The organism is Bacillus sp. SCT118, assembly GCF_058566435.1.
On sequence record NZ_CP191225.1, the window covers coordinates 1,703,500 to 1,718,485 of the forward strand.

The 14,986-nt window shown below is 46.2% G+C and carries 13 protein-coding genes; 10 read left to right on the forward strand and 3 right to left on the reverse strand.

Going from position 1 to position 14,986, the window contains the following annotated elements; genetic code table 11:
- The first annotated feature begins 8 nt into the window (after window positions 1-8).
- Both ACQVGT_RS08810 and prpB read left to right on the forward strand, forming a co-directional pair.
- A complete protein-coding gene (locus ACQVGT_RS08810; RefSeq protein ID WP_015384057.1) occupies window positions 9-1,427 on the forward strand; it encodes a bifunctional 2-methylcitrate dehydratase/aconitate hydratase in 1,419 nt (472 codons plus the stop codon).
- A 16-nt stretch (window positions 1,428-1,443) separates the two neighbouring features.
- A complete protein-coding gene (gene prpB / locus ACQVGT_RS08815; protein ID WP_015384056.1) occupies window positions 1,444-2,349 on the forward strand; it encodes a methylisocitrate lyase in 906 nt (301 codons plus the stop codon).
- Window positions 2,350-2,389: 40 nt separating this feature from the next.
- Here prpB and ACQVGT_RS08820 read toward each other — a convergent pair whose 3' ends face one another.
- The gene (locus ACQVGT_RS08820; RefSeq protein ID WP_003230304.1) at window positions 2,390-2,626 is read right to left on the reverse strand and encodes a DUF2627 domain-containing protein; all 237 of its coding nucleotides are present in this window, start codon (window positions 2,624-2,626) and stop codon (window positions 2,390-2,392) included.
- A gap of 152 nt (window positions 2,627-2,778) precedes the next feature.
- Between ACQVGT_RS08820 and ACQVGT_RS08825 the strand changes: the two genes are divergently transcribed.
- The 8 genes from ACQVGT_RS08825 to bfmBB all read left to right on the forward strand — a co-directional run bounded on the left by ACQVGT_RS08825 (window position 2,779) and on the right by bfmBB (window position 12,850).
- Window positions 2,779-4,857, forward strand: coding sequence for a sigma-54 interaction domain-containing protein (locus ACQVGT_RS08825; protein ID WP_046340248.1), 2,079 nt, complete (start codon window positions 2,779-2,781; stop codon window positions 4,855-4,857).
- Between the two features lie 124 nt (window positions 4,858-4,981).
- Entirely contained in the window at window positions 4,982-5,881 is a 900-nt protein-coding gene (gene yqiS, locus ACQVGT_RS08830; RefSeq protein ID WP_015384054.1) for a phosphate butyryltransferase, read from the forward strand.
- An 11-nt stretch (window positions 5,882-5,892) separates the two neighbouring features.
- Complete coding sequence (bcd, locus tag ACQVGT_RS08835; protein ID WP_003230309.1) at window positions 5,893-6,987, forward strand: branched-chain amino acid dehydrogenase; 1,095 nt, start codon at window positions 5,893-5,895, stop codon at window positions 6,985-6,987.
- Between the two features lie 18 nt (window positions 6,988-7,005).
- Window positions 7,006-8,097, forward strand: coding sequence for a butyrate kinase (buk, locus tag ACQVGT_RS08840; RefSeq protein WP_015384053.1), 1,092 nt, complete (start codon window positions 7,006-7,008; stop codon window positions 8,095-8,097).
- Window positions 8,098-8,117: 20 nt separating this feature from the next.
- Window positions 8,118-9,542 carry a dihydrolipoyl dehydrogenase gene (gene lpdA, locus ACQVGT_RS08845; RefSeq protein ID WP_015384052.1) on the forward strand — a complete coding sequence of 475 codons (1,425 nt, stop codon included), beginning with the start codon at window positions 8,118-8,120 and terminating at the stop codon, window positions 9,540-9,542.
- Window positions 9,543-9,563: 21 nt separating this feature from the next.
- Entirely contained in the window at window positions 9,564-10,556 is a 993-nt protein-coding gene (gene bfmBAA / locus ACQVGT_RS08850) for a 3-methyl-2-oxobutanoate dehydrogenase subunit alpha (protein ID WP_004398565.1), read from the forward strand.
- Between the two features lie 13 nt (window positions 10,557-10,569).
- Window positions 10,570-11,553: a 3-methyl-2-oxobutanoate dehydrogenase subunit beta gene (bfmBAB, locus tag ACQVGT_RS08855; RefSeq protein WP_004398638.1), complete on the forward strand. Its 984-nt coding sequence runs from the start codon at window positions 10,570-10,572 to the stop codon at window positions 11,551-11,553.
- 22 nt (window positions 11,554-11,575) lie between these two features.
- Window positions 11,576-12,850, forward strand: coding sequence for a branched-chain alpha-keto dehydrogenase complex dihydrolipoyllysine-residue (2-methylpropanoyl)transferase (bfmBB, locus tag ACQVGT_RS08860; protein WP_015384051.1), 1,275 nt, complete (start codon window positions 11,576-11,578; stop codon window positions 12,848-12,850).
- A 54-nt stretch (window positions 12,851-12,904) separates the two neighbouring features.
- On the opposite strand, the gene bmrR is transcribed toward bfmBB, so the two are convergent.
- Together bmrR and bmr are read right to left on the reverse strand one after the other, a co-directional pair.
- Entirely contained in the window at window positions 12,905-13,741 is an 837-nt protein-coding gene (bmrR, locus tag ACQVGT_RS08865) for a multidrug efflux transcriptional regulator BmrR (protein WP_015384050.1), read from the reverse strand.
- A gap of 72 nt (window positions 13,742-13,813) precedes the next feature.
- The gene (bmr, locus tag ACQVGT_RS08870; protein ID WP_015384049.1) at window positions 13,814-14,983 is read right to left on the reverse strand and encodes a multidrug efflux MFS transporter Bmr; all 1,170 of its coding nucleotides are present in this window, start codon (window positions 14,981-14,983) and stop codon (window positions 13,814-13,816) included.
- Between the last annotated feature and the right edge of the window lie 3 nt (window positions 14,984-14,986).

Sequence of the window (14,986 nt, forward strand, 5' to 3'; positions counted from 1 at the left end):
CTGGTAGAATGCCGAAAACGGATCGTGTTATCGAAGAAATCACAGACTATGTGCTTGAAAAAGAGATTACAAGTGCCGAAGCGTATACAACAGCGGGGCATGTATTACTGGATACCCTGGGCTGCGGGATCTTGGCGCTACGGTATCCGGAATGCACAAAGCTGCTTGGCCCGATTGTTCCAGGAACGACTGTGCCGAATGGAAGCAAAGTGCCGGGAACGTCATATGTTCTCGATCCTGTGAGGGCAGCGTTTAATATCGGCTGCATGATTCGCTGGCTCGATTACAACGATACGTGGCTGGCGGCGGAGTGGGGGCATCCATCCGATAACTTGGGAGGAATCCTTGCCGCTGCTGATTATGTATCAAGAGTGAGGCTGTCTGAAGGAAAAGAGCCGTTAACGGTACGCGACGTACTTGAGATGATGATCAAAGCGCACGAGATTCAAGGTGTGGTGGCGTTAGAAAACAGCTTAAATCGAGTTGGCCTTGACCATGTGCTGTTTGTCAAAGTTGCGACAACCGCTGTTGCGGCAAAGCTTTTGGGCGGCGGAAGAGAAGAAATCAAAAATGCGCTTTCGAATGCATGGATTGACAATGCAGCATTGAGGACATACCGCCATTCACCGAATACAGGCTCGCGTAAATCATGGGCGGCAGGAGATGCAACGAGCAGAGGTGTTCATTTGGCGCTGATGTCGTTAAAAGGGGAAATGGGTTATCCGACAGCCCTGAGTGCACCGGGTTGGGGGTTCCAAGACGTTTTATTCAATAAGAAAGAGATCAAGCTTGCCCGACCGCTCGACGCTTATGTCATGGAAAATGTGTTATTTAAAGTGTCTTATCCTGCGGAATTTCACGCCCAGACAGCGGCGGAGTGCGCCGTCATTCTTCACCCGCAGGTAAAGAACCGGATTGACGAGATTGACCGAGTTGTCATCAGAACGCATGAATCCGCTATCCGAATCATTGATAAAAAAGGCCCGCTCCACAATCCGGCAGACCGTGATCACTGCCTCCAATACATTACAGCAATCGGTTTGCTTTTTGGTGATATCACCGCACAGCATTATGAAGCTGAAACAGCGAGTGATCCGAGAATAGATAATCTTCGTGATAAAATGGAAGTGACTGAAAATAAAACATATACCGAGGATTATTTGAAACCTGATAAACGTTCCATCTCAAATGCCGTTCAGGTTCATTTTAAAGACGGAACGAGCACGGAAATGGTGGAATGTGAGTTTCCCCTCGGCCATCGTTTTCGAAGAGAGGAAGCAGTGCCGAAACTGCTGGAAAAGTTTTCTGACAATCTCAAAACCCATTTTCCTGATAAACAGCACAAACACATTTATGAGCGCTGTACCAGCTATGAGACATTACAAACGATGCGCGTAAATGAATTCGTAGACATGTTCTGCATGTAAAAGGGGGATTTGTTTCATGTCGTGGATCGTCAATAAGCAATCGTCACAAGAGGAGCTTGCCGGGCGTTTCCGCAAGCTGATGTCAGCACCGGACATTCTTCAAATTCCCGGCGCCCATGACGGGATGGCCGCTTTGCTTGCGAAAGAAGCCGGTTTTTCTGCTATTTATTTGTCCGGTGCTGCCTATACAGCCAGCAGGGGGCTGCCTGATTTAGGGATCATCACATCGGCAGAGATAGCTGAACGGGCCAAAGATCTTGTGCGTGCAGCTGATCTGCCTCTGCTTGTGGATATCGATACGGGATTTGGCGGTGTCTTAAATGCCGCCCGAACAGCCCGGGAGATGCTTGAAGCCAGGGTAGCAGCCGTTCAAATAGAAGACCAGCAGCTCCCAAAAAAATGCGGACATTTAAATGGCAAACAGCTAGTTCCGATAAAGGAAATGGCGCAAAAAATAAAAGCCATTAAACAAACGGCACCCTCCCTTATTGTTGTTGCCCGTACTGATGCCAGGGCGCAGGAAGGGCTTGATGCCGCAATAAAACGTTCAGAGGCTTACATTGAGGCGGGAGCGGACGCAATTTTCCCGGAAGCGCTACAGGCGGAGAATGAATTCCGCCAGTTTGCTGAGCGTATCCCCGTTCCGCTCCTTGCGAATATGACTGAATTTGGGAAAACGCCGTATTATCGTGCCGATGAATTCGAAGATATGGGGTTTCACATGGTGATATATCCTGTCACCTCGCTTCGGGCGGCGGCAAAAGCTTGTGAGCGGATGTTTGGTTTGATGAAGGAGCACGGGTCACAAAAAGAAGGACTTCAAGATATGCAGACACGAAAAGAACTGTACGATACGATTTCTTATTATGATTATGAAGCGTTAGACAAAACGATTGCCAAGACCGTTTTGCCTGACGAATAGTGCAACAAAAAAGCCGGAGCATTCTCCGGCTTTTTTTCAGCTATCGTTTTCTGAATCGCGGGCTGACTTGATTGCGTTTTCTGTCTCTGTATAAAATGAACCCGGCCAGCACATAGAGGCCGATCGCAAAAAAGATGAATCCTGACAACCCTTGGAGCCAAAGAGCTGAAAATGGCTTGATTGTATGGCCGAAAAGTGTATCTCTCATCAGTTTAATGCCTAAAGCAGAAATAGCCCCGGGGATGACTAATATTAAAAGCGCAAGAAGTCGGCTCATCTTCAGAAAACCCCTTTATCTTTTCATTTCCTTTATTGTCCAGCGGAAAAAATATTTTGTCAAGAGAAGAAAACGTGGTAACATAGGGTTGTGCAAATTATTGCAACGGAATAAATAGGTGTGCAAATTTTTTCATACAAAGGGGTATCGGGATGCAAAAGGTACTGATAGTAGGTGCCGGCAAAAGGGGAACGGCGTTATTACATATTCTGATTAAAACAGCCATCATAGATATCATTGCCGTAGTTGACAAAGACCCCGAGGCGCCGGGATTGAAAGAAGCAGAACAGTATGGGATTGCCGTTTCATCTGATTGGAAACCTTACATACAACAAAAACCGGATATCGTCATTCATACCACCGGCGATCAAGCCGTGTTTGACGAGCTCCTTCAAAAAAAGCATAAAGATACCATTGTCATGCCGGGAAAAATGGCATACATCGTTTTTCAGCTGATGGAAGAAAAGCAGCACCTGATTCAAATGCTAAAAGAGCAAACCTATAAATATGACAGAATTTTTAATTCCACCCATGATGGAATGATTTTTATTGATATCAATGAAGAAATCATTCTCTTTAACCATATGGCCGAAAAAATGGTCGGGAAAAAACGTGAGGAAGTCATTGGGCGCCCAATAAAAGAAGTGATTCCGAGCACTAAGATGCCGCGGATTTTAAAAACAAGAGTGCCTGAATACAACCAGAAGCAGCTGTTAGGCGATCATTTGCAAATTGTGACCACAAGACTGCCGATTATTGATGAAGGCGGACGTCTGCTCGGGGCTCTTTGTGTGTTTAAAGATATCACTGATGCGGTCGAGCTGGCAGAGGAAGTGACCAACTTAAAGCAGGTCCGTACGATGCTGGAGGCAATTATTCAATCCTCCGATGAGGCGATTTCTGTCGTTGATGAAAACGGCATCGGCCTGCTAATCAATAAAGCGTATACGAAAATGACGGGGCTTTCTGAAAAAGAAGTCATCGGCAAGCCTGCAAACACTGATATTTCCGAAGGCGAAAGCATGCATTTAAAGGTGCTTGAAACAAGACGTCCTGTCCGCGGTGTCAGAATGAAGGTCGGCCCGAATGAAAAAGAGGTCATCGTTAATGTAGCACCAGTGATTGTGGACGGGATTTTGAAAGGCAGCGTCGGCGTGATTCACGATGTTTCCGAAATTAAAATGCTGACAGCGGAGCTTAATCGCGCCAGACAAATTATTCGCACGCTTGAAGCGAAATACACGTTTGACGACATTATCGGCAAAAGCGAGCAAATGCTGGTTGCGCTTGAGCAGGCGAAGCTCGGTGCGAAAACACCGGCAACCATCTTGCTGCGCGGGGAATCAGGAACAGGAAAAGAACTGTTCGCCCATGCCATCCATAACGAAAGCGACCGGAAATACAATAAATTTATTCGCGTGAATTGTGCAGCCCTTTCTGAAAACCTGCTCGAATCAGAATTGTTCGGCTATGAGGATGGTGCGTTTTCAGGAGCGAAGCGCGGCGGTAAAAAGGGTTTATTTGAGGAAGCAAATAACGGCAGTATTTTCTTAGATGAAATCGGTGAACTGACACAAAATATGCAGGCCAAATTGCTACGCGTCCTTCAAGAAAAGGAAATCGTCAGAGTGGGCGGCACGAAAGCGATCCCTGTCAACGTCAGAGTGATCGCGGCAACAAATGTAAATATTGAAAAGGCGATGGCGGATGGAAAGTTTCGCGAAGACCTGTATTACCGGATCAACCGCTATCCCATCTCCATTCCGCCTTTGCGTCAGCGGTTGGAGGACATTGAAGCACTAAGCGTCAGACTTATCCAAAAGATCAACCGGGATTACGGCAGGAATGTAAAAGGGCTCTCGCAGCAAGCCTTGCGCGCCTTATCTGCTTACCATTGGCCTGGGAATGTCCGCGAGCTTGAAAATGTCCTTGGACGAGCCATGATTTTTCTCAATCCGCATATGGAATGGATTGAAAAAGATCATTTGCCTATATTTGAACTTGAGCAAAAAGAAAATGACACAGATCAGGGGACAGGTTTTGATTTTCCGGATATTGAAGGGGAAAAGCTGTCTGTCGCAGTAGAAAAATTTGAAGCGCATTTGATCCAGCAAACGCTCGAAAAGCATCATTTTAACCGGACAAAAACAGCGAAAGCCCTCGGTGTCAGCATTCGGAATTTATATTACAAAATGGATAAATATGGCCTTGCAAATGAAGGCATGCAATAATTTGCAGAATAAACGCAAACATCTGCACGAATGTTTCAATATATCTGGTGTGACAGCACCCTTAAGAGCTGGCACGGAACTTGCATAATAAAAGGCGGAGTCGAAACAAGAAAGGTGGTAGCAGATGAAGCTGAAAGATTTAATCGGCAAAGCGTCGATGCACAAAAACAAGACTATTGCGGTTGCTCATGCTGAGGATGAGGAAGTGATCCGGGCTGTAAAGCTGGCTGCCGAGCACCTATCCGCCCGTTTCTTGTTAACGGGCGACAGCAAAAAACTGAACGAGCTGACATCATCCATGCAAGGGCATCAAGTGGAAATCGTCCATGCCGATACACCTGAGGAGTCGGCGAAATTAGCGGTTCGTGCTGTACATCATAAAACAGCGGACGTTTTAATGAAAGGGAATGTGCCGACTTCTGTTTTGCTTAAAGCGGTATTGAACAGACAGGAGGGGCTTCGGTCATCAAGTGTCCTTTCCCACGTGGCTGTGTTTGATATACCGGATTTTGACAGAATGATGTTTGTAACAGATTCGGCAATGAATATTGCCCCTTCGCTGGAAGAGCTTCGGCAGATTTTGCAAAATGCAGTTCATGTGGCCCATGCAGTAGGGAACAATATGCCAAAAGCAGCTGCTCTGGCAGCGGTTGAAACGGTGAACCCAAAAATGGAAGCGACCGTGAATGCAGCTGCTCTAGCTCAAATGTACAAAAGGGGCCAGATCAAAGGCTGCATTGTTGATGGACCGCTTGCTTTGGATAACGCAGTTTCACAAATTGCCGCGGCCCAGAAAAAAATTTCGGGAGACGTAGCGGGCAACGCAGATATCCTTCTCGTCCCAACAATTGAGGCCGGCAATATTTTATATAAATCACTGATTTATTTTGCCAAGGCCAGCGTGGCGGCTGTCATTACAGGAGCAAAAGCACCGATTGCTTTAACAAGCAGAGCGGACTCTGCTGAAAATAAACTGTATTCCATTGCGCTGGCAATATGCGCATCTGAAGAATACACACATTAGGAGGAACGAACATGGAACTTTTTAAATATATGGAGAAATACGATTACGAACAATTGGTATTCTGCCAGGATGAACAATCTGGATTAAAAGCGATTATCGCGATTCATGATACAACGCTTGGTCCGGCGCTTGGCGGAACGAGAATGTGGACATATGAAAATGAAGAAGCGGCAATTGAAGATGCGCTCAGATTGGCTAGAGGCATGACCTATAAGAACGCGGCGGCAGGCTTAAACCTTGGCGGCGGAAAAACAGTCATTATCGGCGATCCGCGCAAAGACAAAAATGAAGAAATGTTCCGCGCGTTTGGCCGCTATATTCAAGGGCTGAACGGCAGATACATCACGGCTGAAGATGTGGGTACAACGGTCGAGGATATGGATATCATTCATGATGAGACAGACTATGTCACAGGCATTTCTCCTGCTTTCGGCTCTTCTGGAAATCCTTCTCCAGTCACAGCGTACGGGGTGTATAGAGGAATGAAGGCAGCAGCTAAAGCTGCTTTCGGAACCGACTCTCTTGAAGGAAAAACCATTGCTGTACAGGGTGTTGGGAACGTAGCCTATAACCTTTGCCGCCACCTGCATGAAGAAGGAGCAAACTTAATCGTTACGGATATCAACAAACAATCTGTACAGCGTGCAGTTGAAGATTTTGGCGCCCGTGCTGTAGATCCTGATGACATTTATTCACAAGACTGCGATATTTATGCGCCGTGTGCCCTTGGTGCGACTATTAACGACGACACCATTAAACAGCTGAAGGCGAAAGTGATCGCAGGTGCGGCTAACAACCAATTAAAAGAAACCCGCCATGGTGATCAAATTCACGAAATGGGCATCGTTTATGCACCGGATTACGTGATTAACGCGGGCGGTGTTATCAACGTGGCAGATGAGCTTTACGGCTATAATGCAGAACGTGCATTGAAAAAAGTCGAAGGCATTTACGGCAATATCGAGCGTGTACTTGAAATTTCTCAGCGTGACGGCATTCCTGCATATTTAGCGGCTGACCGCTTAGCAGAGGAACGGATTGAACGCATGCGCCGCTCAAGAAGCCAGTTTTTGCAAAACGGCCACAGTGTATTAAGCAGACGTTAAGAAATTGATCTGGAGGTTATGAAAGTGCTACATGACGAAAAACGCATTCTCACAATTAATCCAGGCTCAACTTCAACGAAAATCGGTGTTTTTCATAACGAAAGAAGCATTTTTGAAAAAACATTGAGACACAACATAGAAGAGCTGCAGCGATTTGACCGAATTATTGATCAGTATGAATTTCGTAAAAACCATATTCTCGAAACGCTTCATGAACAGGGAATCAATATCTCAAAGTTTGATGCAGTCTGCGCAAGAGGCGGCCTTCTTCGGCCAATTGAAGGCGGGACCTACGTAGTGAATGATGAAATGATTGAGGACTTGAAAAGCGGTTACGCCGGTCAGCATGCTTCTAATCTCGGCGGCATTATCGCGAGGGAAATCGCTGACGGCCTGAATATCCCTTCGTATATCGTCGACCCTGTTGTCGTAGACGAAATGTCAGTGCTTGCGAAAGTTTCAGGCATGCCTGAAATTGAACGGAAAAGCATTTTCCATGCGTTAAACCAAAAAGCTGTCGCTCGTAAAGCGGCAGCCTCCCTTGGCAAACGATATGAGAACATGAAAATGATTATTACCCATATGGGCGGAGGTATTACAATTGGCGTCCATGACCGCGGGCGAGTGGTAGATGTCAATAACGGCCTACACGGCGAGGGACCATTCAGTCCTGAACGAGCAGGAACAGTGCCTGCGGGAGATCTTGTTGATCTATGTTTTTCAGGGGAATATACAAAAGAAGAAATCATGAAAAAGCTTGTTGGCACCGGCGGACTTTTAGGCTATCTCGGTACAAATGATGCAGTAAAAGTGGAACAGATGATTCAAGGGGGCGATGGAAAAGCCCGCTTCATTTATGATGCCATGGCATATCAGGTAGCAAAGGAAATCGGGGCAGCCAGCGCGGCGTTAAAAGGCGAAGTTGAAGCGATTGTGCTGACGGGAGGCCTTGCGTACGGCAAAAGCTTTGTTTCTGCTATCAGATCATACATAGATTGGATTTCAGACGTTTTAGTCTATCCGGGTGAAAATGAACTGCAGTCTCTTGCCCAAGGGGCGCTCAGAGTATTGCAGGGCGAAGAGCAATCCAAACAATATCGTATTGAATAGACAGACAGGAGTGAGTCACCATGGCAACTGAGTATGACGTAGTCATTCTGGGCGGCGGTACCGGCGGTTATGTTGCGGCCATCAGAGCCGCTCAGCTCGGCTTAAAAACAGCCGTTGTGGAAAAGGAAAAACTCGGGGGAACATGTCTGCATAAAGGCTGTATCCCGAGTAAAGCGCTGCTTAGAAGCGCAGAGGTATACCGGACAGCTCGTGAAGCCGATCAATTCGGGGTGGAAACGGCTGGCGTGTCCCTCAACTTTGAAAAAGTGCAGCAGCGTAAGCAAGCCGTTGTTGATAAGCTTGCAGCGGGTGTAAATCATTTAATGAAAAAAGGAAAAATTGACGTATACACCGGATATGGACGTATCCTTGGACCGTCAATCTTCTCTCCGCTGCCGGGAACAATTTCTGTTGAGCGGGGAAATGGCGAAGAAAATGACATGCTGATCCCGAAACAAGTGATCATTGCAACAGGATCAAGACCGAGAATGCTTCCGGGTCTTGAAGCGGACGGTAAGTCTGTACTGACTTCAGATGAGGCGCTCCAAATGGAGGAGCTGCCACAATCAATCATCATCGTCGGCGGAGGTGTTATCGGTATCGAATGGGCGTCTATGCTTCATGATTTTGGTGTGAAGGTAACGGTTATTGAATACGCGGATCGCATATTGCCGACTGAAGATCTAGAGATTTCAAAAGAAATGGAAAGTCTTCTTAAGAAAAAAGGCATCCAGTTCATAACAGGGGCAAAAGTGCTGCCTGACACAATGACAAAAACATCAGACGATATCAGCATACAAGCGGAAAAAGACGGAGAAACCGTTACCTACTCTGCTGAGAAAATGCTTGTTTCCATCGGCAGACAGGCAAATATCGAAGGCATCGGCCTAGAGAACACCGATATTGTTACTGAAAATGGCATGATTTCAGTCAATGAAAGCTGCCAAACGAAGGAATCTCATATTTATGCAATCGGAGACGTAATCGGTGGCCTGCAGTTAGCTCACGTTGCTTCACATGAGGGAATTATTGCTGTTGAGCATTTTGCAGGTCTCAATCCGCATCCGCTTGATCCGACGCTTGTGCCGAAGTGCATTTACTCAAGCCCTGAAGCTGCCAGTGTCGGCTTAACCGAAGACGAAGCAAAGGCGAACGGGCATAATGTCAAAATCGGCAAGTTCCCATTTATGGCGATTGGAAAAGCGCTTGTATACGGTGAAAGCGACGGTTTTGTCAAAATCGTGGCGGACCGAGATACAGATGATATTCTCGGCGTTCATATGATCGGCCCGCATGTCACCGACATGATTTCTGAAGCGGGTCTTGCCAAAGTGCTGGACGCAACGCCGTGGGAGGTCGGGCAAACGATTCACCCGCATCCAACGCTTTCTGAAGCAATTGGAGAAGCAGCGCTTGCCGCAGATGGCAAAGCCATTCATTTTTAAAAGCATAAAGGAGGGGCTTGAATGAGTACAAACCGACATCAAGCACTAGGGCTGACTGATCAGGAAGCCGTTGATATGTATAGAACCATGCTGTTAGCAAGAAAAATCGATGAAAGAATGTGGCTGTTAAACCGTTCTGGCAAAATTCCATTTGTAATCTCTTGTCAAGGGCAGGAAGCAGCACAGGTGGGAGCGGCTTTCGCACTTGACCGTGAAATGGATTATGTATTGCCGTACTACAGAGACATGGGTGTCGTGCTCGCGTTTGGCATGACAGCAAAGGACTTAATGATGTCCGGGTTTGCAAAAGCAGCAGATCCGAACTCAGGAGGCCGCCAGATGCCGGGACATTTCGGACAAAAGAAAAACCGCATTGTGACGGGATCATCTCCGGTTACAACGCAAGTGCCGCACGCAGTCGGTATTGCGCTTGCGGGACGTATGGAGAAAAAGGATATCGCAGCCTTTGTTACATTTGGGGAAGGGTCTTCAAACCAAGGCGATTTCCACGAAGGGGCAAACTTTGCCGCTGTCCATAAGCTGCCGGTTATTTTCATGTGTGAAAACAACAAATACGCAATCTCAGTGCCTTACGATAAGCAAGTCGCATGTGAGAACATTTCCGACCGTGCCATAGGCTATGGGATGCCTGGCGTAACTGTGAATGGAAATGATCCGCTGGAAGTTTATCAAGCGGTCAAAGAAGCACGCGAAAGGGCACGCAGAGGAGAAGGCCCGACATTAATTGAAACGATTTCTTACCGCCTTACACCACATTCCAGTGATGACGATGACAGCAGCTACAGAGGCCGTGAAGAAGTAGAGGAAGCGAAAAAAAGTGATCCCTTGCTTACTTATCAAGCTTACTTAAAGGAAACAGGCCTGCTGTCCGATGAGATAGAACAAACCATGCTGGATGAAATTATGGCAATCGTAAATGAAGCGACGGATGAAGCGGAGAACGCCCCATATGCAGCTCCTGAGTCAGCGCTTGATTATGTGTATGCGAAGTAGGGAGGAAGAACAAATGTCAGTAATGTCATATATTGATGCAATCAATTTGGCGATGAAAGAAGAAATGGAACGAGATTCTCGCGTTTTCGTCCTTGGGGAAGATGTAGGAAGAAAAGGCGGTGTGTTTAAAGCAACAGCCGGACTCTATGAACAATTTGGGGAAGAGCGCGTTATGGATACGCCGCTTGCTGAATCTGCGATCGCAGGAGTCGGTATCGGAGCGGCAATGTACGGAATGAGACCGATTGCTGAAATGCAGTTTGCTGATTTCATTATGCCGGCAGTCAACCAAATTATTTCTGAGGCGGCTAAAATCCGCTACCGCAGCAACAATGACTGGAGCTGTCCGATTGTCGTCAGAGCGCCATACGGCGGAGGCGTGCACGGAGCCCTGTATCATTCTCAATCAGTCGAAGCAATTTTCGCCAACCAGCCCGGACTGAAAATTGTCATGCCATCAACACCATATGACGCCAAGGGTCTATTAAAAGCCGCAGTTCGTGACGAAGACCCAGTGCTGTTTTTTGAGCACAAGCGGGCGTACCGTCTGATAAAGGGAGAGGTTCCGGCTGATGATTATGTCCTGCCAATCGGCAAGGCTGACGTAAAACGGGAAGGCGACGACATCACAGTGATCACATACGGCCTGTGTGTCCACTTCGCCTTACAAGCTGCAGAACGTCTCGAAAAAGATGGCATTTCAGCGCATGTGGTGGATTTAAGAACAGTTTACCCGCTTGATAAAGAAGCCATCATCGAAGCTGCGTCCAAAACTGGAAAGGTTCTTTTGGTTACAGAAGATACAAAAGAAGGCAGCATCATGAGCGAAGTAGCCGCAATTATATCCGAGCATTGTCTGTTCGACTTAGACGCGCCGATCAAACGGCTTGCAGGTCCTGATATTCCGGCTATGCCTTATGCGCCGACAATGGAAAAATACTTTATGGTCAACCCTGATAAAGTGGAAGCGGCGATGAGAGAATTAGCGGAGTTTTAAAGACGTAAGGGAGGATACAATCATGGCAATTGAACAAATGACGATGCCGCAGCTTGGAGAAAGCGTAACAGAGGGGACGATCAGCAAATGGCTTGTCGCCCCCGGTGATAAAGTGAACAAATACGATCCAATCGCGGAAGTCATGACAGATAAGGTAAATGCAGAGGTTCCGTCTTCTTTTACTGGTACGATAACAGAGCTTGTGGGAGAAGAAGGCCAAACCCTGCAAGTCGGAGAAGTGATTTGCAAAATTGAAACAGAAGGCGCGAATCCGGCTGAACAAAAACAAGAACAGCCAGCTGCTTCAAAAGCAGCTGAGACGCCTGCTGCAAAAAGTGCCGAAGCAGCTGATCAGCCCAATAAAAAGCGCTACTCGCCAGCTGTACTCCGTTTGGCCGGAGAGCATGGCATTGATCTTGAACAAGTAACAGGAACAGGTGCCGGCGGGCGCATCACACGAAAAGACATTCAGCGCTTAATTGAAACAGGCGGCGTGCAAGAACAGAATCCTGAGGAGCCGAAAACAGCAGCTCCTGCACCGAAGTCTGCATCAAAACCTGAGCCAAAAGAAGAGACGTCATATCCTGCGTCTGCAGCCGGTGATAAAGAAATCCCTGTCACAGGTGTAAGAAAAGCAATTGCTTCCAATATGAAACGCAGCAAAACAGAAATTCCGCATGCTTGGACGATGATGGAAGTCGACGTCACAAATATGGTTGCATATCGCAATAGTATAAAAGATTCCTTTAAGAAGACAGAAGGCTTTAATTTAACGTTCTTCGCCTTTTTTGTAAAAGCGGTCGCTCAGGCGTTAAAAGAATTCCCGCAAATGAATAGCATGTGGGCGGGGGACAAAATTATTCAGAAAAAGGATATCAATATTTCAATTGCAGTTGCCACAGAGGATTCTTTATTTGTTCCGGTGATTAAAAACGCTGATGAAAAAACAATTAAAGGCATTGCGAAAGAAATTACCGGTCTTGCCAAAAAAGTAAGAGACGGAAAACTCACTGCAGATGACATGCAGGGAGGCACGTTTACCGTCAACAACACAGGTTCGTTCGGCTCTGTTCAGTCAATGGGCATTATCAACTACCCTCATGCTGCGATTCTTCAAGTAGAATCCATCGTCAAACGCCCGGTTGTCATGGAGAATGGCATGATTGCTGTCAGAGACATGGTTAATCTGTGTCTGTCCTTAGATCACAGAGTGCTTGACGGTCTCGTGTGCGGACGATTCCTGGGACGTGTGAAACAAATTTTAGAATCGATTGACGAGAAGACATCTGTTTACTAAATAAGCAAAAAGAGCATTTTTTGAAGTTTTGTTTCAAAAAATGCTCTTTTACTATTATTCAGCGATTCGTATTTTCATTTCGACACGATATTCTTCTTGTTTTTTCGGGGAGTAATGAATCGGTATGATTAACTCGTAAACATCACTGACTACTGTTAATTGGCAGTCCGCGATATATTTGATAAGCTTCTGTAAGTTGAGAAAATAATGTTCAGGCGAAAAATTATACGCGATACACGCATACCTCCCTTTAGGGATTGTTGTGATTTCCATATCCGGCGTAATTGATGAAATCTGTTTATTCGTCAATACAGGCGTGAAAATATGACGGTAAGTCATTTCATCAATGCTGGTGTAGGGCTGAAAAGAGAAAGTAGCGCCGTAGCTATTGTTCGTAAATCCATCTGCTGACTCGATAAATTTTTTTAATTTGCTGTAGGAGGCGTTGAGCACGTTTTCAGGCCCGATTCCTTCTGCCTCTGTCCGAATAATCCGTGTTTCTTCTTCATCTAAAACAAACACCTCACCGAGCGCGGGATATTCCATCTGCCGTTTCATCCTCTTTTTCACCAATGAAATGGTTTGCTCCAGTGCTGATAAAAAGTCTAATTTCTCCCTGATTTGCCTTTCCTGCTCGGTATAAAAAGCAAACAGTTCTTCCATCTCTAAGTCCTGTGCTTTTTTCATTTCCTCTAAAGGTGTGCCGATATATTTCAATGATTTGATCAAATCCAGATGAATGAGCTGAGAATCTGTATAATAGCGGTAGCTGGTATCCGGGTCGACGTAGGCTGGTTTAAATAAATCAATTTTATCGTAATAACGGAGCGCTTTAATCGACACGTTTGCCAGTTTTGAAACTTCCCCAATTGAGTAATACGATTCCTTCATGCCATCACTCCTTCTATCCTCAGTATAAAGAAGAAGCGCGTTCTTTGCAGTACACAAAGAATGCGCTTCTTATCACGTGCTGGCTTTAAGATGTGCAGGCGCTTTCCAAGCAATGGTCAGTGCAATCCCTATGGCTAAGGTGACCGTTGCAAAGTAGAAGGGATAGTTTACATCAATATCGAACAGCATTCCGCCGATAATAGGCCCGAATACATTGCCGATACTTGTAAACATTGAATTCATACCGCCGGCAAACCCTTGTTCATTTCCCGCAATCTTTGACAGGTAAGTCGTTACCGCAGGCCGCATGAGATCAAATCCGACAAATACGGTGACTGTAACCAGCAGAATCGCAACATATGAATGTACCGTTGTCAGCAAGAATACCAGACTCGTCGAGAGAATTAAGCTGTACCGAATTAAATGGATTTCGCCAAACCATCTTGTGAAGCGGTCGAATAAGACGACTTGCGTAATGGCGCCAACAATCGCTCCTCCTGTAATCATAATGGCAATGTCGCTGGCCGTAAAACCGAATTTATGATCCACGAATAATGCAAATAAAGATTCAAATGATGCTAAACCAAAAGACGAAATCAAGATAATGAGAAAAGCTATGAAATACATGGGGGCAAAAATCCGTTTAAAGCCTGTCTTCTGCCCTTTTATTTCCTGGTTTTCAGGGTTTCGTCCCGGCTCGCGCAGCGTGAGGATTGATAAAATGGCTGCTATCAGTGCAAAAGCTGCCGCAAAGAAAAAAGGCAGCCGGGAATGGACTTCTGCTAAAAATCCCCCGATGCCGGGGCCGATAATAAATCCTGTTGAAATGGCGGCTGACATATAACCGAGCGCTTTTGGACGTGTTTTAATGGTCGTGATATCTGCGATAAAAGCCGTGACCCCGGGCATAATGAAGGCTGCGCTGATACCGCCAAGCATACGGGAGATAAATAACATCTCAACTGTTTTTCCAATGCCGAATAAAAACTCCGACACACTAAAGAACAACAGGCCGATCACGATCATGATCTTGCGCCCGAAGCGATCAACCCATCGTCCGGCTATTGGTGAGACAATGAGCTGTGTAATAGCGAAGCAGGCAACCATATAGCCGACCGCGGTCCCCGATAAATGCAATTCATTCATAATGGTCGGCGTTACTGGAATCACAAGCCCTATCCCCAAAAAAGCAATAAATAAATTGGTTAATAATATAGTTAAGGTAATATTTTTCTTCTCCATATG

Excerpts from the sequence above, each read along its gene's own strand:
- bfmBAA (WP_004398565.1), top strand. The coding sequence starts at position 9,564 with ATGAGTACAAACCGACATCAAGCACTAGGGCTGACTGATCAGGAAGCC.
- ACQVGT_RS08820 (WP_003230304.1), bottom strand. The coding sequence starts at position 2,626 with ATGAGCCGACTTCTTGCGCTTTTAATATTAGTCATCCCCGGGGCTATT.
- prpB (WP_015384056.1), top strand. The coding sequence starts at position 1,444 with ATGTCGTGGATCGTCAATAAGCAATCGTCACAAGAGGAGCTTGCCGGG.
- bmrR (WP_015384050.1), bottom strand. The coding sequence starts at position 13,741 with ATGAAGGAATCGTATTACTCAATTGGGGAAGTTTCAAAACTGGCAAAC.
- lpdA (WP_015384052.1), top strand. The coding sequence starts at position 8,118 with ATGGCAACTGAGTATGACGTAGTCATTCTGGGCGGCGGTACCGGCGGT.
- ACQVGT_RS08810 (WP_015384057.1), top strand. The coding sequence starts at position 9 with ATGCCGAAAACGGATCGTGTTATCGAAGAAATCACAGACTATGTGCTT.
- buk (WP_015384053.1), top strand. The coding sequence starts at position 7,006 with ATGAAAGTGCTACATGACGAAAAACGCATTCTCACAATTAATCCAGGC.
- bcd (WP_003230309.1), top strand. The coding sequence starts at position 5,893 with ATGGAACTTTTTAAATATATGGAGAAATACGATTACGAACAATTGGTA.
- bfmBAB (WP_004398638.1), top strand. The coding sequence starts at position 10,570 with ATGTCAGTAATGTCATATATTGATGCAATCAATTTGGCGATGAAAGAA.
- bmr (WP_015384049.1), bottom strand. The coding sequence starts at position 14,983 with ATGGAGAAGAAAAATATTACCTTAACTATATTATTAACCAATTTATTT.
- ACQVGT_RS08825 (WP_046340248.1), top strand. The coding sequence starts at position 2,779 with ATGCAAAAGGTACTGATAGTAGGTGCCGGCAAAAGGGGAACGGCGTTA.
- bfmBB (WP_015384051.1), top strand. The coding sequence starts at position 11,576 with ATGGCAATTGAACAAATGACGATGCCGCAGCTTGGAGAAAGCGTAACA.
- yqiS (WP_015384054.1), top strand. The coding sequence starts at position 4,982 with ATGAAGCTGAAAGATTTAATCGGCAAAGCGTCGATGCACAAAAACAAG.